The organism is Novosphingobium percolationis, from assembly GCF_020179425.1.
GTDB classification, from domain to species: domain Bacteria; phylum Pseudomonadota; class Alphaproteobacteria; order Sphingomonadales; family Sphingomonadaceae; genus Novosphingobium; species Novosphingobium percolationis.
Genome location: NZ_JAILYM010000002.1, coordinates 490,431 through 506,164, shown reverse-complemented (window position 1 = coordinate 506,164; position 15,734 = coordinate 490,431). Strand labels below are relative to the sequence as shown.

16 protein-coding genes are annotated in these 15,734 nt (G+C 67.1%); 10 read left to right on the top strand and 6 right to left on the bottom strand.

Translation table 11 applies throughout. The features are described 5' to 3' along the window. Window positions 1-150 precede the first annotated feature (150 nt). From K3A84_RS06915 to purQ, 4 genes are all read left to right on the top strand, one after another. On the top strand, window positions 151-2,859 hold the full coding sequence (locus K3A84_RS06915) for a calcium-binding protein (RefSeq protein WP_225008593.1): 2,709 nt from the start codon (window positions 151-153) through the stop codon (window positions 2,857-2,859). Then, window positions 2,856-3,050 (top strand): hypothetical protein, encoded by a 195-nt coding sequence (locus K3A84_RS06910; RefSeq protein WP_225008592.1) that lies wholly within the window; start codon window positions 2,856-2,858, stop codon window positions 3,048-3,050. Before K3A84_RS06915 ends, K3A84_RS06910 begins: the two co-directional genes overlap by 4 nt. An 86-nt stretch (window positions 3,051-3,136) precedes the next feature. After that, window positions 3,137-3,373: a phosphoribosylformylglycinamidine synthase subunit PurS gene (gene purS, locus K3A84_RS06905; RefSeq protein ID WP_225008591.1), complete on the top strand. Its 237-nt coding sequence runs from the start codon at window positions 3,137-3,139 to the stop codon at window positions 3,371-3,373. After that, a complete protein-coding gene (purQ, locus tag K3A84_RS06900) occupies window positions 3,373-4,053 on the top strand; it encodes a phosphoribosylformylglycinamidine synthase subunit PurQ (protein ID WP_225008590.1) in 681 nt (226 codons plus the stop codon). Before purS ends, purQ begins: the two co-directional genes overlap by 1 nt. Before the next feature lie 41 nt (window positions 4,054-4,094). Here purQ and K3A84_RS06895 read toward each other — a convergent pair whose 3' ends face one another. The 5 genes from K3A84_RS06895 to K3A84_RS06875 form a co-directional block, all read right to left on the bottom strand. Beyond that, window positions 4,095-5,189 (bottom strand): zinc-binding dehydrogenase, encoded by a 1,095-nt coding sequence (locus tag K3A84_RS06895; RefSeq protein ID WP_225008589.1) that lies wholly within the window; start codon window positions 5,187-5,189, stop codon window positions 4,095-4,097. Further along, a complete protein-coding gene (locus tag K3A84_RS06890) occupies window positions 5,186-5,740 on the bottom strand; it encodes a cupin domain-containing protein (RefSeq protein ID WP_225008588.1) in 555 nt (184 codons plus the stop codon). The genes K3A84_RS06895 and K3A84_RS06890 overlap by 4 nt, the downstream gene beginning before the upstream one ends. A gap of 20 nt (window positions 5,741-5,760) precedes the next feature. Then, window positions 5,761-6,543: an SDR family NAD(P)-dependent oxidoreductase gene (locus tag K3A84_RS06885; protein ID WP_225008587.1), complete on the bottom strand. Its 783-nt coding sequence runs from the start codon at window positions 6,541-6,543 to the stop codon at window positions 5,761-5,763. A gap of 79 nt (window positions 6,544-6,622) precedes the next feature. Next, window positions 6,623-7,288, bottom strand: a complete 666-nt coding sequence (locus K3A84_RS06880) for a TetR/AcrR family transcriptional regulator (protein WP_225008586.1) — start codon at window positions 7,286-7,288, stop codon at window positions 6,623-6,625. 47 nt (window positions 7,289-7,335) lie between these two features. Continuing rightward, entirely contained in the window at window positions 7,336-8,121 is a 786-nt protein-coding gene (locus K3A84_RS06875; RefSeq protein WP_225008585.1) for an SDR family NAD(P)-dependent oxidoreductase, read from the bottom strand. A gap of 125 nt (window positions 8,122-8,246) precedes the next feature. Between K3A84_RS06875 and K3A84_RS06870 the strand changes: the two genes are divergently transcribed. The 6 genes from K3A84_RS06870 (at window position 8,247) to K3A84_RS06845 (ending at window position 13,845) form a co-directional block, all read left to right on the top strand. Continuing rightward, the gene (locus K3A84_RS06870; protein WP_225008584.1) at window positions 8,247-9,419 is read left to right on the top strand and encodes an aminotransferase; all 1,173 of its coding nucleotides are present in this window, start codon (window positions 8,247-8,249) and stop codon (window positions 9,417-9,419) included. A gap of 115 nt (window positions 9,420-9,534) precedes the next feature. Then, window positions 9,535-9,807, top strand: coding sequence for a hypothetical protein (locus K3A84_RS06865; protein WP_225008583.1), 273 nt, complete (start codon window positions 9,535-9,537; stop codon window positions 9,805-9,807). Window positions 9,808-9,883: 76 nt separating this feature from the next. Continuing rightward, the gene (locus tag K3A84_RS06860; protein WP_225008582.1) at window positions 9,884-10,999 is read left to right on the top strand and encodes a CaiB/BaiF CoA transferase family protein; all 1,116 of its coding nucleotides are present in this window, start codon (window positions 9,884-9,886) and stop codon (window positions 10,997-10,999) included. Between the two features lie 37 nt (window positions 11,000-11,036). Further along, entirely contained in the window at window positions 11,037-11,795 is a 759-nt protein-coding gene (locus K3A84_RS06855; protein ID WP_225008581.1) for a DsbA family protein, read from the top strand. A 77-nt stretch (window positions 11,796-11,872) separates the two neighbouring features. Then, window positions 11,873-12,808: a calcium-binding protein gene (locus tag K3A84_RS06850; RefSeq protein WP_225008580.1), complete on the top strand. Its 936-nt coding sequence runs from the start codon at window positions 11,873-11,875 to the stop codon at window positions 12,806-12,808. A gap of 98 nt (window positions 12,809-12,906) precedes the next feature. Beyond that, window positions 12,907-13,845, top strand: a complete 939-nt coding sequence (locus tag K3A84_RS06845) for a calcium-binding protein (RefSeq protein ID WP_225008579.1) — start codon at window positions 12,907-12,909, stop codon at window positions 13,843-13,845. Here K3A84_RS06845 and K3A84_RS20515 read toward each other — a convergent pair. Then, window positions 13,842-15,734 carry a heparinase II/III domain-containing protein gene (locus tag K3A84_RS20515; protein ID WP_225008578.1) on the bottom strand — a complete coding sequence of 631 codons (1,893 nt, stop codon included), beginning with the start codon at window positions 15,732-15,734 and terminating at the stop codon, window positions 13,842-13,844. The genes K3A84_RS06845 and K3A84_RS20515 overlap by 4 nt on opposite strands.

The window sequence follows — 15,734 nt, the reverse complement described above, 5'->3', positions numbered from 1 at the left end:
GTATATTTTCGTCAATTCTTCTAAGAGTTTTGATAACCGCTATCTAATCTTTGAAATATCGAAATTTTTTACTGATATAAAAATCATATTAACGGCACCTAGCCGTATTTCTGCAACCTGCCGCCCTCCTGCCGGGCAAGGGAGAACTCCATGACGACGCGCTTTGGCGAAAACATCGTGACCGATTGGCATTCGATCGTGCTGGCGGACGGCGACAATCTCATCGTGCCGGTCGGCTATCAGGTGACGTCGATTACCGCCAACGCCGTCTATGGCACGGGCACCGACCACCGCATCGTCGTGGGCGGCTCGCTATCGGGCGGCGACAGCGCCATTGCCGTGGACAACGCCGCCACCCGCCTCACCGTCACGGCGACCGGCCAATTGACCGGCGATCTGAACGGTACGCGCCTGTTCGGCAGCTTCGTGCGCGTGGAGAACCGGGGCGAGATCATCGGCTTGAGCGGCAGCGCGGTGTTCCTGGGCGCTGGCTTGGTCCAAGGCGTTGAAAAGCTGGCTGGCCCGCCGCTCAACCCTGCCGTTCTGCCCGACGAAACCGCGCCCGCCTTCCTCGTGCGCAATTACGGTGCGATCACCGGCACGATCGGGATCGAGGCGCGCAGCGGCGTGACCACGATCCTCAACGAAGGCCTCATCTCCACTACCGACACTTACGCCATCGCCACCGACCTCCAGGCGGACAAGATCGACAACGCGGGACGCATTCGCGGCGACATCGACCTGCAGGCCGGTGCGGACACGCTGGACAACGAAGGGTCGATCCGCGGCGACGTCTACCTCGGCGGCGACGATGACACGCTCAGCAATCTCGGCACGATCGCGGGCACCGTGTATGGCGGTACCGGGGCAGACACCATCGCGCATGAAACCGGCAGGATCACCGCCATCGACCTGGGCGATGGGGCCAACGTCCTGACCACCGCCGCGCGCATAACCGGCGCGGTCACGGGCGGGGCCGACAACGACACCGTCACCAACGATGGCGGTCGCATCGGCCGCCTCGCGCTGGGGCATGGCAATGACACCTTCATCAACGACGGTCGGGTCGATGGCACGCTCGATCTGGGCGATGGCATCAACACCCTGACCAACACCGGCCGAATCCTGGGCGCGATCACAGGCGGCGCGAATGCCGATTTCGTGTTCAACAACGGGGGCACGATCAAGTCGATCGCCCTGGGCGCGGGCGACAACCAGATCACCAATCGCGGCACGATCACCGTCGGCGTCATCACCGGCGACGGCAACGATTCCTTCAACAACGCAGGCGCGACCGGCACCGTCGCCATCGGGGTGGTGCTGGCAGGAGGGAACGACTTCTTCGCAGCGGGTGCGGTGGGTGAAGCGGTCGACGGCGGCACGGGAGTCGACACGCTCGATTTCACCGGCAGCGATGGTGTCATGCTCGCGCTTGACGGAAGTTTCGGTTCTGCCGGCGCGGCGCTGGGCGACAGCTACACCAACTTCGAAAACGTGATAGGGTCGGCCGGCGCTGCGAACACGCTCGCCGGCAACGAGCTGGCCAACCGCCTCGTTGGCGGAAGACTGGACGATACGCTCTCTGGCCGGGCGGGCGACGATACGCTGGTCGGCAACGACGGCCGGGACACGCTGGGCGGCGATGCCGGGAACGACGTCCTCAACGGAGGCGAAGGCAACGACGACCTGTTCGGCGATATCGGTAGCGATACGCTCAATGGGGATGCCGGGGACGACCGGCTGCAGGGCAGCTTTGACAACGACACCCTCAATGGCGGTGCGGGCAACGACCTGATGCTTGGCGGCAGCGGCAACGACATCCTGAACGGCGGGACAGGCAACGACACGTTCGGCGCGGCGGGCGACCCGCTCAACGCCGAAGAGGGCGACGACACGCTCAACGGCGGCGATGGCAACGACATCATGAACGCAGGTAGCGGCAACGATACCCTGAACGGCGATGCCGGGAACGATACGCTGCGCGGCGATGACGGCAACGACACGATCAACGGCGGGGCGGGCAGTGATGCGCTCAATGGCGAAGCCGGCAATGACGTGATCAACGGCCAAGACGGCGACGACAGCGTGAGCGGCGGCGTCGGCAACGACACGATCAACGGTGATGCGGGCGCAGACCGGCTTTCGGGCGTGGATGGCGATGACATCATCGATGGCGGGCTCGGCGACGATACCGTCGATGGCGGTCTGGGCGTCGATACCCTGCGCGGCGGCGATGGCAACGACAGCCTTACAGGCGGCGATGGCGCGGACAAACTGAACGGCAATGCGGGCAACGACACGCTAAACGGCGATGCCGGGAACGACACGCTCAACGGCGATGACGGCAACGACACGATTACCGGAGGCGACGGCGAAGACGCCATCAACGGCGATGCCGGCGGCGACACCCTTAGCGGCAGCGGCGGCAACGATACGATCAATGGCAATGCCGGGGTCGACCAGATCCTCGGCGGCGCTGGCAACGACGTCATCAACGGCGGCGATGACAACGACATCATGCGTGGGGATGGAGGTGACGACACTTACACAGGGGGCACCGGCGCAGACAGCTTCCGGTTCATGGTGCTCGATTTCAAGGATCGCATCACCGATTTCAGCCGGGCGCAAGGCGACAAGATCGACCTGTCGCTCGTCGACGCAAAATCCGGCGCTACCGGGAACCAGGCCTTCACCTTCATTGGCGCGCAGGCCTTCCACAACCTGGCCGGTGAATTGCGCGCCGTCACGTCGGGCGGGGTCACGACCATCAGCGGCGATGTCGATGGCGATGGCAGCGCCGACCTCGTGATCACGCTCGACAACGGCGCCAGCATCTTGGCTGGTGACCTCGTGCTGTGACGATCGTGCGCAGCGCCCTGCGCGGCGGCTGCCTTCTGGGCAGCATCGGTTTTGTCGCAGGGTTCGTCGGCCCGATCGTGCTGACACCGGAGGCCAATCAGGGGCCATTGCTCGGCATCCTCGTCACCGGACCGGGTGGGTTCCTTGTCGGGCTCGCCGCAGGAGCGCTCGCGGACCTGCGACGAGGCTGAGGCGCCCCCGAACTTGCCCTTCGCGGCGCTTGGGGGCATAGGGCGGCCCGAGTCCCGCATTCCAGTTTTCGAAAGGCCGCCCGCCCATGAAAGTCCGCGTCCACGTCAGCCTCAAGAACGGGGTTCTCGATCCGCAGGGCCGCGCCATCCACCACGCGCTTGAAGGCCTGGGCTTTGCAGGCGTAAACGACGTGCGCGCTGGCCGCCTGATCGAGCTGGACCTGGCCGACGACGTCAGCGACGAAGCGCTCGACGACATGTGCCGCAAGCTGCTGGCCAACATGGTCATCGAAAACTACCGCATCGAGAAGGTCGCCGCCTGATGTCGTTCACCGCCGCCGTCATCACCTTTCCCGGCTCGAACTGCGACCGCGACATGGCGGTGGCGATCGAGGAGATCAGCGGCGGCACGGTCCACCGCGTATGGCACGGCGATGCCGGTCTGCCCGAAGGGCTGGACCTGATCGCGCTGCCCGGCGGCTTCTCCTATGGCGACTACCTGCGCTCGGGCGCGATGGCCGCGCGCTCGCCGGTGATGCAGGCGGTGGTCGAACAGGCTGGCCGCGGCGTGCCCGTGCTCGGCGTGTGCAACGGTTTCCAGGTGCTGACCGAAGCGGGCCTGCTGCCCGGCGCGCTGATGCGCAATGCGGGGATCCGCTTCGTCTGCCGCGACGTGAAGCTGAAGGTCGAGAACGCGAACTCGCTGTTTACCTCGGCCTACCTGCCCGGCCAGACCATCACCATTCCCGTGGCGCACCATGACGGCAACTACTTCGCCGATGCCGAAACGCTCGATCGGCTGGAAGGCGAAGGCCGCGTCGCGTTCCGCTATCTGGAGCAGGTCAACGGTTCGCAGCGTGACATCGCCGGCGTGTTGAACGAACGCGGCAACGTGCTGGGCATGATGCCGCACCCCGAACGCATGATCGAAGCCGCGCAGGGCGGCAGCGACGGGCGCAAGCTGTTCGAAAGCGTGCTGCACGGGTTGAACGCGCTGGCGTGATGACAGGGGCCTGACAAAGCCAGCGCGTCCGGCGCCAGCCCTTACTTCCAGGGCTGGACCATGATCTTCACGTCTTCACCCGGACGCCCCAGCCGTTCGAACGCGGCCGGTGTATCGTCCAGCGATACCGCGCCGGTCAGGAACGGCGTGCCGTCGATTGCGCCCTCGCCCAGTGCCTGCAGCACTTCGGCAAACTCGTCCGGCGTGTAGGCGAACACGAAGCTGAAGCGCAGTTGCTTGTTGATCGCGATGACCGGCAGGATGCGGTCGTCTTCCTGACATGCGCCCACAACCACGACGTGCGCGGTAGGCGGGGCCTGTTCGATCAGCGATTGCAGCATGCCGGGCACGCCAACGCATTCGAAGACCACCGCATCGCGCATCGCCCGGCCCGACAGCGCTGCCGCCCCCATCGAGGCGAGCGTTTGCGGCACATCGAAGTCCTCCCAGCGCCCGTGCGGCGAGGCCTGCGCCGGATCGAGCACCACGTCCGCACCCAGCTTTTCGGCGAGCGCGCGGCGCGCAGGCGAAAAGTCAGCCGCGATCACCGGGCCGACGCCGCGCCGCTTCAGCGCCACGATCACGGCGAGGCCGATCGGCCCGCAGCCTACGACCAGCGCCACCGAGTTGTCGGTCAGGTGCGCGGCGTTGACCGCGTGAAGGCCCACCGCCAGCGGCTCGGTCAGCGCGGCGGTTTCGGGCGAAAGGCCGTTGGGCACTTCGAGGCAGAGCGCCTCGGTCAGCACCATGCGTTCGGCATAGGCACCGCGAAAGCGCGTGGAGAAGCCGATCAGTTCGCCCCCCTGCGGCCCGAAGGCGAAAGGCGTGGACACGACGCGCGTGCCGGGCTTGAACCGGCCTGCGGTTCCGGGGCCGCTTTCCAGCACTTCGGCGCAAAATTCGTGGCCCATGACCAGATCCTGCGCCGGATCGATGGTGTCGGCCGCGCCCGAACGGCGGCCCATCTCGACGGTGTGTTCAAGGCTGTGGACCGCGTGAAGGTCCGAGCCACAGATGCCGCAGGACAACACTCGGGTGAGGATCTGCCCCTCGCCCGCGGCGGCCTCGGGCACATCGTCCACCAGCAGGCGCGGGCCGCGCCGCACCACGGCCCGCATCGTTGCCCCTGCGCTCATTCGGCGGGAACCATCTGGCCTGCGAGTTCATGCGGCGGCCGTTCGCCGACCCACGCGTCCTGCTTTTCGGCAATCGCGCCGATGGTCTTGTTCCAGTAGGTTTCGGTCTTGCCGAGGAAGCGGATGTCGAACTTGTCGGCGGTGCGGAATTCCAGAACTTCCACCCCGTTCGGCCCCGGCTTGTAGGTATAGGGCACGTTGCTGCCCACGAAGAAGCCGTCGCCCGCGCCCAGTTCCTCGACGCCCAGCTTCAGCGTGCCCGCGATGATGTAGTAGAGGCAATCGGCGTTGTGGGTGTGCAGCGGCAGGGGAAAGCCGCTCTTGAACCAGGCGTAGGTCAGGCTCATCCCCGGCATCGAGAACAGTTCCTTGACGACCTGCCCGCTGTCCTTCGACGAGGCTTCGCCCGCCTTGACCAGTGCCGCCTCGATCACGGGGGTGATGCCGGCGTATTCCATGTGCGTCAGTTCGTTGAAGTCCTTGGCGGACGCCGCGCGATAGATCTTGAACGGCGCGACATCGGCCATCGCCTTTTCGGTTTCGTCGGTCATGGCACTCTCCTCTGTGTTTTTCACGCCGCGCCCATCAGCGGGCGCAGATCAGGCTGTCCGGTATGCGCGGTCAGGCCGCCATCGACGGGGATCGACGCGCCGGTCAGGTAGCTGGCGTCGTCGCTGGCGAGGAACGCCGCCACCGCCGCGATCTCGTCCGCACGGGCGAAGCGGTTCATCGGCACGCGTCGTTCCCATTCGGCGCGCAGGCCCTGAATGGCATCGACGCCGGTCACCAGGATCGGGGTTTCGACCGGGCCGGGGCAGATCGCGTTGGCGCGGATATTGTCCCTGGCATGGTCGATGGCCAGGCAGCGGGTATAGTTGATCACGCCGGCCTTGGCGGCGTTATAGGCGGTGAAGGCATAGTCCGCCGCCATGCCCGAGGCGCTGGCAGTGTTGACGATCGCGCCGCCACCGCGCTTCTTCATGTAGGGGATCACCGCCTTCGAGCCATAGAACACGGCATCGAGGTTGACCGCGATCACGCGCTTCCACGTTTCGACATCGAGGTCGGGGGTTTCACCGAAGCAGCCGATGCCCGCGTTGTTGAACAGCACGTCGATCCCGCCGAACGCCTGTTCAGTGGCGGCGGCAAGCGCGGCCATCGCGTCGAAATCGGACACGTCGACCTGGCGGTACGCCGCGCGCTCATCGAGTTCGGCGGCGAGCGCCGCGCCCTTGTCCGCATCGAGGTCGACGATCATCACGCTAGCGCCCTCGCCATGCAGGCGGCGCACGAATGCCGCCCCGATGCCCGAGGCCCCGCCGGTGGCGATCGCAACCTTGCCCGTAAACCGCATGTCCTACTCCCGCTGCGGCCTGGTGGCCGTCGTGTGCTGCGCCAAAACTGGCACCCCGCGGGGAGTCGGTCAACTCAAACTAATCAAGCGTGACCAATTTGTCGCGTAGCGCCTCGCAATAACGGCGATGGCTGGCCTTCATCTCCTCGATCGCGGCGTCGATCATCGGGCGCGGCTGCAGCAGGCGGTGCTCGATGACGAGGCCGCGCACGCTCGACACCAGCCACCAGCCGCGCGCCACGAAGGCTTCGGGATCGGGCAACCCCGCCTCTCGCGCCATGTCGACGAACTGTATGCGGATGTCCGCCTCGACCTCCTCGATGATCGGGCGGATGCCTTCGGCCAGTTCGCGGTCCCAACCTGCGGCCATGATGATCTCGTTGAGCGCGAGGCCTTCGGGGCTGGAATGCGCCGCCCACACCACTTCTGCATGGCTCGCCAGCCGTTCGAAGGCGTCGGGCCGCAGCGCCGAGTCCGCACGCGCAAGGTCGATCACCACCTGCAAGGTGCGCTCGGCGGTCGCCACTGCCAACGCCAACCGGTTAGGGAACTGGTGCAGCACCGAGCCGCGACTGATCCCGGATTCGGCCATCACCCGCTCGATCGTCATGGCGGCGAAGCCCGACGAGACGATCACGCGCACGGTCGCGTCGAGGATCTTCTCGCGCGTGTCCGCGCCGCGCCGTGTCAACTTGCGCGGGCGGGCGGCAGGGGCATCGGCAGGATCGGCAAGCTGTGTGGCCATGCGGTTCCTTCTCACCAATGCCCCGGCGCGGTCAACTGCAAGGCCTGTCAGTAGATCGTATAACCACCGTCGATCACGATCGAATCCCCAGTGTGGAAGCGCGAATGGTCGCTGGCGAGGTAGACCGCGATGGCCGAGAAATCATCGCCATCGGCCCAGCGCCCGACCGGCGCGCGAGCAATGACGTTGGCATTGAACTTGTCGTTGTCCTGCAAGCCGCCGGTCAGGTCCGACCGCACCCAGCCGGGCAGAATCGCATTGACCCGGATGCCCTTGCGGCCCAGTTCGACCGCCATCGCCCGCGTCATCGTCAGCACCGCGCCCTTGGTCGCGGCGTAGTGTTCGTTGCGCGCCGCGCCGTGGATCGCGCTGGTCGAGGAGATCGAGACGATCGAGCCGCCCCGGTCCTCGGGGCTGGCCGCGCCGCGCGCCAGCATGTGCCGCGCTGCCTCACGCATGGTCCAGAACGCACCGTGGATGTTGATGCCCTCGATCCGCTGCCAGTCCTCGATGCTGATATCGAACATGCTGGCCCGGCCGATCGAGATGCCCGCATTGGCCACCGCCGTATCGATCCGGCCGAACTCGTCGACGATCTTCTGCACGCCTGCGATCACGGCGGCTTCGTCGGCAACGTCCACCTGCTCGCAGCGCACTTCGCCGCCGAAGGCGCGCAGTTCCTCGACCGCACGCGCGTTCTTTTCGGGCTTGTTGCCCCAGATGACAACGCTGGCGCCGTGCATGGCGAGGCCCTTGGCCATGCCTAGGCCGATGCCCCCATTGCCGCCGGTCACCAGCGCCACCTTGCCGGTCAGATCGAACAAGCCCTTCATGTTACCTCTCCATCTTCCTTTTGCGCGCACGATACCCGTCCCGCCCCGCCCGACAAGTCATGATTGACCAGACTGCCGACAAAGCGCTTGGCGCGCCTTGCTCTCACCTTATAGGCTGGGACGCGATGACTTCTCCCGCCGCGCGCCTTTCGCCCGTCTATACCGGCCTGCCGCTGACCGTGTTCGAATGGATGTCGGGCCTCGCCCGCGAATCCGGCGCGATCAATCTCGGTCAGGGATTTCCCGATGCTCCGCCGCCCGCGCAACTCACGCAGGCCGTGGTCCGCGCGCTGCACGAACGCTCGCAGCATTATCCACCGATGGCCGGACTGCCCGAACTGCGCGATGCGGTCGCCGCATTCTATGCCCGCGAACAAGGGCTGGCGCTGTCGCGCGACGCCGTGATCGTCACCTCGGGCGCGACCGAGGCCGTCGCCGCGTCGATCCTCGCCGTGGTCAGCCCCGGCGACGAGGTGCTGCTGTTCGCGCCCGCATACGATGCCTATGCGCCGATGGTGCGCCGCGCAGGCGGGGTGCCGGTGTTCGTGCCGCTCGCCCCGCCGCTCTGGGCCTATGACGAGGCGCAGATCCGCGCCGCTATCACGCCCCGCACCCGCGCCCTGATCCTCAACGATCCGCTCAACCCGGCGGGCACCGTGGCGAGCGCCGCCGACCTTGCCATGCTGGCCCGCCTCTGCATCGAGCACGACCTCATCGCGATCTGCGACGAGGTTTGGGAAATGGTGCGCTTCGATGGCGTGCCCCACCGCTCGCTGCTGGCCGAACCCGGCATGGCGGAACGCACCGTGAAGATCGGATCGGCGGGCAAGATCTTCGGCGCGACCGGGTGGAAGGTCGGCTGGATGGTCGCCGCGCCAGACATGGCGGCGGTGCTGGCCAAGGCGCACCAGTTCCTGACCTTCACCACGCCGCCAATGCTGCAATGGGCGGTGGCCGAGGGTCTGGCCGACGCCGCCCTGCCCCCTGCGATCCTCGCCGAATGGGCAACCTCGCGCCGCGCTCTGATCGACGGGCTGGCCGCAGCGGGCTTTGCCGTTGCCGCCAACGCCGCGACATGGTTCGCCTGCATCGACCTTGCCGCCTCGGGCATAGCGCTCGACGATCGCACGTTCAGCGAACGGCTGGTGCGCGAGGCTGGCGTCGCCTCGATCCCCATCTCGGCGCTGTGGGAAGGCGATGGCGGCCCAACCACGATCGTGCGCCTGTGCCACTGCAAGCCGATAGCGATGATCGACGATGCGGTGGCCCGACTGGAACGGTTTCGGGACGGAGTTTGACCCAGCTTCTCCGCAACCTTCCTGCGCGAAGCCACTTACGCCCGCCGCGCAGGAGGGATTCGACTTTTGTTCAAGGATTTGCCATAGGCTCGCGCGCACTCATCCGATGCAGGACATGATGGCTAAACGCGGTCGCACGGTTACGCTGGGAGCACGCAAGGCGCGGCGACGTATCGTCGAGAGCGGCGATTGGGCGCGCACGCGGCTGTCACGCTGCCTGCAGATGGCCTATCCGCTCCAGCCGGTGCCGCAGGCGTTCGACGATCTCGCCTATGCGATCGAGAACGAAGAGATCTCGCGCCTGCTGCGCGAGATCGAAGACCTCGAAAACGAGCGGCTCGATCACATCAGCCGAGTGCTGTCGCGCCACCACGTCAACGACAATTGAGCGCCGCTGCGCTTGACCTTGCGCACCGCATCCCCGATCGCGCTTAACCGATCGGTTGAATGAGAAGGAGGCGCGCGTGAAACTGGCAGGTATCAGGGTGCTCGATCTGTCGAGCTTCATTCCCGGCCCCTACCTCACCCTCGCCATGGCCGACCACGGCGCCGAAGTGATCAAGGTGGAAGCGCCCGGCGGCGACCACACCCGCCACATCGGCCTGTCCGACGGGCCCGACACCGTCTATTTCCGCGCCTTCAACCGGGGCAAGAAAAGCGTTGTGCTGAACCTCAAGGACGAAGCCGACCGGGCCGCGTTCCTGCACCTGGTCGACAGCGCCGACGTCGTCGTGGAATCGAGCCGCCCCGGCGTCGCCGCGCGGCTGGGCATCGACTACGCCACGCTCTCTGCCCGCAACCCGCGCATCGTCTACTGCGCGATCAGCGCCTTCGGGCAGGACGGACCGCTGGCGAAACGCCCTGCGCACGATCTGGCGCTCGAAGCGATGACCGGCGTGCTGGGCGCGACGCTGGGCGCCGATGGCAAGCCCGCAATGCCGGGCATTCCCGTGTCCGACTACCTTTCAGCGCTGCAAGGCCTGTCGGGCGTGCTGATGGCGCTGCTGGCGCGCGAGAGCACGGGCCGCGGCGATTTCATCGACATCTCCATGCAGGAGACGCTGCTTTCGGCCACCTCGAACGTCATGGGGCCGACGCTGGCCGAAGGGCGGCAACCCGACGTGGCGCACGAACGCACCACGGGCGGCGGCGCGTTCTATCGCTGGTACGAATGCGGCGACAGGCGGATGCTGGCGATCGCCGGGCAGGAGAAGAAGTTCATCGAGGCACTGCTCGGCCATCTCGGGCGGCTCGACCTTGCGCCCCTGTGCAAGGAACCGGGACCGCACCAGCAGCCGGTGGTCGATCTGCTGCGCGCAACTTTCGCGCGTATGTCGCTCGACGAAGCGGGCGCGCTGCTCGACCGGCTCGACGTGTGCTGGGGTCCGGTCAAGACCTACCCCGAAGCGCTCGATGACGAACAGGTCGCCGCGCGCGGATTCATCCCCACCGATGCGCTGGGCCGTCGCCACATCGGCACACCGATCCGCTTCATGCACGAACCCGCCCGCCTTTCGCTGCACGCCCCCGCGCTGGGCGAGGACCAGGCGCTTTGTCACACGCCCGCCACACCCGCGTGAAAGGGGCGCATCCCATCCGTTCCGAAGGAATTGCAGCTTGATCCGCCCCCTGCCCGCCTCGCTGTTCGCCGCCGCGCTGGCCCTCGCCTTTCCCGCCGCCGCGATGGCGACCCCGGCCATGCCGCTGCCCGGACAGAGCAACGGCGCCGAGGATACGGTGCGCGGCGAAGGCGGCTGGCGCCCGGGCAATCTGGTGGCACCTGCGGGCAAGAGCGACCGCATCTATGGCCCGGCGGACGCCGACCTGACGCTGATCGTGTGGATCGATCCCGAATGCCCCTACTGCAAGGTCTTTGGCAACACCGGCGAGCGGCTGGTCGATGCCGCCGAGGGCAGGCTCAACCTCGTGGTGCGGCTGCTGCCCCTGCCGTTCCACGGCGAACCCGCGATGGCGGCCTCCGCGATGGCGCTGTGCGTTGCCGACCAGAGCGGCGCGGAAGGCTTCTACCGCTTCCTCGACGCCTACCTCGCCATGACCGCCACCAATGGGCGCGGCATTCCGGCGCGCGCGGGAGGTGGGGCGGACCCCGTGCTCAGCCTCGCGGTGGCATCGGGTGCCAGCGACACCGCGCTGTTGCGCAACTGCCGCCGTTCGGGCGAGACGCTGCGCCGGGTGATGGCCGAAGGCGCTGCGGGCGAGGCGGCGGGCGTTGGCGGCACGCCGTCGATCGCGATCCGCAACAATCGCAGCGGCGACAGCCTGATGGCCGACGGCGCGATCCCCGAAGAGGACATCAAGGCGGCGGTCAACTGGCTCGCCGCGCGCACGCCGAAAGCCGCCCCCGCAGGCACCTGAGCCACCATTTTCCCGTTTGCGATTGACGTCACGGAGGCATATCCTCCGAATAGACAACAATACTGAGGGGAAAGCCGATGGCCATTGTCAGCACCAGTTCGGGCGCGGGCGAAGAATGGAGCAACATGATCGACTCCGATACGGTCGATCGTTTTCTCTTCGGCCAGACGCAGGCGCCGCTGTTGAGCGGTGACGGCACCGAAGTGACCTTCACATTCGGTGACGAGCAGCTCGTGTTCACGGCGGTCGACACCTTCACGCTTGGTCCGCCGACCGGAACCATCGGCGCGTTCGAAACCTCCGACACCGTCGTCAGCGGTGTGTCTGTCCCGCTCGCCAACTTCTTTGCGCTGATCGGCGACGGCGACGTGGACGCGCTCAACGCCGCCGTATGGGCGGGCTCGGACACCATCAACGGCGGCGCCAGCAACGATACGATCCGCGGCTTTGGCGGCAGCGACACGCTGTTCGGCAACGACGGCAACGATTCGCTGATCGGCGATGCAGGATCCGACAAGCTCTATGGCGGCAACGGCGATGACCGCCTGTCCGGCGGGACGGGCGCCGACAAGCTCTATGGCCAAGGCGGCAACGACCAGCTGCTCGGCGGCAGTGGCAACGACCAGCTGACCGGGGGCGCGGGGTATGACCGGCTCGTGGGCGGCAGCGGCGCCGATGTGTTCATCTGGAAGAGCGCCGCAGAGTTCGGCGTACTCAACCCCAACCAGTTGTTCGCGGCCGACTTCGTGCGAGACTTCAACCGGGTCGACGGCGACAAGCTCGACGTGTCCGGGGTCGACGCCAATTCGGGCCTTGCGGGCAACCAGGCCTTCGCGTTCATCGGCAGCGATGCATTCGGCACCAACGCGGCGGGCCAGGTGCGCGTGGCGACGACCAGCTTCCCCGGCATTTTCCATGTCGAATTCAATACCGACGCGGATTCGGCGGCGGAATACGCGTTCGTCGTGATCGGGCTGACGGGCGCGCCGACAGCGGCCGACTTCGTGCTCTAGCGACAAGGTGAAGATGGTCCGCGGTTCATGATCTGGATCACGAAGCGTGGTCCGGAATGAAGTAGGGTGTCGGCACAGATACAAGGGAAAGGACCGCCATGACCATCGTCACCAACCGATCACCCGTGGGTGAATCGTGGACCAATGTCTTCCGCGAGGAGACGATCGAGCACTTCCTGTTCGACCAGAGCGCCCTGCCGGTGATCTCGCCCGATACGCACACGCTGACGTTCGCCATGGGCGGCAGCATGGAAACGCTTGTGCTCCACGCCTCCGACAGCTTTTCGCTGGGGCCGATCACTGGCACCATCACCGGCTTCGATACGCTCGAAACCACCGCCAGCGGGTTCTCGCTGTCGCTGGCGAGCTTCCTGACCGCGATGCGCAACGGCGATAGCGACGCGCTCAACGCGGCGCTGTGGTCGGGTGCGGACGCGATCACGGGCGGCGACAGCAACGACACGATCCGCGGCTTCGGCGGCTCGGACACGCTGCGCGGCGGGCTGGGCCGCGACACGCTGGTCGGGGATGCGGGGGCCGACCGGCTCTATGGTGGCGACAGTTCGGACGTGCTGCTGGGCGGCACCGGCAACGACCGCCTGTACGGCGATCTGGGCGCGGACCGGCTGGTGGGCGGTGCTGGCGACGACATGCTGGTCGGCGGCAATGGCCCGGACGCGATGACCGGCGGGCTGGGCGCCGACCGCTTCGTGTGGAGCAGCTATGACGAACTCAAGCGCTTCGTCACCAACGTCTTCGAACTCGATATGGTGCGCGACTTCAACCACGGCGAAGGCGACCGGATCGACCTGTCCCGGCTCGACGCCAATCGCGGGCTCGTAGGCGATCAGGCCTTCACCTTCATCGGCACCGACGCGTTCAGCGCAGGCACGCCGGGGCAGATCCGCGTGGTCTCGGCCGGGATCTCCAACGTGTTCCGCGTCGAGATCAACAGCGACAACGATGCCGACCCCGACTACTCGATCGGCGTGCTGTCGCTGAGCGGCACCTTGCAGGCGGGCGACTTCGTCCTCTAACCCGTCGGTGCCGGCGGCGGGCGCAGGCGGACGAGCGGGCGATCGCCCGCCCCGCCCGCGTCCGGCGTCAGCACGATCGTTTCGTCGGCGAACTCCGCACGGAGCCGGTTCTGGCGTGTCCAGCCCAGGCGGCGCGGCGGCGTGCCCAGAGTGATCAGGCTGCCAAGGCGGCTCAGCCCGAGGTGGCCGGGAACCGTCAGGCCGACCGCATCGCGCGGGGTCAATTCGGCATAGGCCTCGCTCGCCCAGCCCTGGCGGCGCGGTTCGAGCGCGCCGCGGATCAGCTCCGCCGTCGCACCTTCGTCCGCCGTCGCAAGGCGCACGTCGAGCCCGCGCCCATCGTCCAGCCGCGCCGCAAAGCGCATCGGTCCCCGAGGCGCGAGGTGGATCGCAGGGGCGAAATGGGTCCACTGGGTGACGGGCCGGGCTTCGAGCGGTTGCCCTTCCCCCGCCTCACCGTCGTCTGCCGCCAGATCCTCGACGATGTCGGCGATCAGCACGAAGCGCCCCGGTCGGTACAGCAGCGTGCGCACATGCGCCGCGCCGAGCCGGGGATGGACCGCGCGCGCCGACACCAGCGTGCCGAGCGGCGTCTCCTCGACATGGCGCAGCAGGTCGCCGCCCATGGGATGGGCCATGAGGTCGCCCAGCATCGAGGGCAGCGGATCGCGGCGGTCGATCTCGATCGTGCTGTGCGCGCGCGCCGAAACGGCATAGTCGCGCGCCTCGTTGGTGAGATAGGCGTACTTGCCGGTATCGGTGACGATCGGCACGCGATCGTGCCAGTGCCACGACAGGTCGTCGTTGTGCTTGTGAAACGGCGCCTGCGCACTGCCCATGAACAGGAAGTAGCTCGACGGCGCAGGATCGTTCGCGCCCGTATCGTCGCGGCGGACGAGATAGCCGGCGGCCCGGAACAGCCCGGTCTCCTTGGGCGCGGTGGTCTGGACCTTGCGCTCGGGATAGCCGTTGCTGTCACCGACCGGCGCCGCGCGGTTTTCCGGCGTGCGGAACCAGCGATAGGCCTTGCGCGCATCGGCGAGCAGCGCGGCAATGCCGTGGCCATCGAACCAGCCCGTCGCGGCCAGCAGTTCGAGCTTGCCAATAGCAAACGACTGGTAGGCGGGAGAGTTCTCGCGATGGACCCCGCCTTCGCCGAACTGCATCGCGAACAGGCGCGGCAGATGGAAATCGACGAAGGCCGCGATGCGCGCACGCCAGGGATCGGGCGGCAGGACCTGCTCCAGCGCGCCGACGCCCACGAGATCGTCGAACACGTGGTTGGACAGGCGCACCGGATTGATATCGATGATGCGCGTCGCGTGCGCCACCGCCGAAACGGCAAGGCGCCGACGCTGGAACAGCGATGCGATGCCCGGTCGCGCGCGCGCAGCGGCCAGCACATAAGCCAGCCGCGCCGCACGCTGGCCCACGATCATGTCGCCCCAGCCATAACGGCTGGAACGTCCCCGCGCGACGTGGAAATCGTACCAGTCGAGGTGCAGCGCCACCGGCCAGCGCATAAAGCGCGGATCACCCGTATGTTCGAAGCCCAGCAGGTGCCCGTCGGCCATGCGCACCATGTTGAGCTGGGCCCGCCAGTTGCGATCGCCGTGCGGGTCCTGGTCCCAATCGAGCGGCAGGGCCATCTCGAGCGGCGGCACCCCGTCGCGCGCGACGAAGGGAACCGGCGCCGGGTCGGTCGCGGGGAGGCTGCGATGCAGGATCGGCAATTGCGCGGTGTGGATCGGCAATGGCGCCGATGCATCGCGTCGCCGGGCAAAAAGGGTGCGCAAGCCGGGGAAAGCCCCGGCCTTGCCGACGCGCGCGCCGGACAGACTATCGCGCAGCCCACCGCGAACGGCAGGGCCGGTGGTGATTCTCGACAC

Coding starts and splice junctions, on each gene's coding strand:
- K3A84_RS06865 (WP_225008583.1), top strand. CDS start 9,535: ATGATGGCTAAACGCGGTCGCACGGTTACGCTGGGAGCACGCAAGGCG.
- K3A84_RS06885 (WP_225008587.1), bottom strand. CDS start 6,543: ATGCGGTTTACGGGCAAGGTTGCGATCGCCACCGGCGGGGCCTCGGGC.
- purS (WP_225008591.1), top strand. CDS start 3,137: ATGAAAGTCCGCGTCCACGTCAGCCTCAAGAACGGGGTTCTCGATCCG.
- K3A84_RS06850 (WP_225008580.1), top strand. CDS start 11,873: ATGGCCATTGTCAGCACCAGTTCGGGCGCGGGCGAAGAATGGAGCAAC.
- K3A84_RS06915 (WP_225008593.1), top strand. CDS start 151: ATGACGACGCGCTTTGGCGAAAACATCGTGACCGATTGGCATTCGATC.
- K3A84_RS06870 (WP_225008584.1), top strand. CDS start 8,247: ATGACTTCTCCCGCCGCGCGCCTTTCGCCCGTCTATACCGGCCTGCCG.
- K3A84_RS06880 (WP_225008586.1), bottom strand. CDS start 7,288: ATGGCCACACAGCTTGCCGATCCTGCCGATGCCCCTGCCGCCCGCCCG.
- purQ (WP_225008590.1), top strand. CDS start 3,373: ATGTCGTTCACCGCCGCCGTCATCACCTTTCCCGGCTCGAACTGCGAC.
- K3A84_RS06895 (WP_225008589.1), bottom strand. CDS start 5,189: ATGAGCGCAGGGGCAACGATGCGGGCCGTGGTGCGGCGCGGCCCGCGC.
- K3A84_RS06845 (WP_225008579.1), top strand. CDS start 12,907: ATGACCATCGTCACCAACCGATCACCCGTGGGTGAATCGTGGACCAAT.
- K3A84_RS06875 (WP_225008585.1), bottom strand. CDS start 8,121: ATGAAGGGCTTGTTCGATCTGACCGGCAAGGTGGCGCTGGTGACCGGC.
- K3A84_RS06890 (WP_225008588.1), bottom strand. CDS start 5,740: ATGACCGACGAAACCGAAAAGGCGATGGCCGATGTCGCGCCGTTCAAG.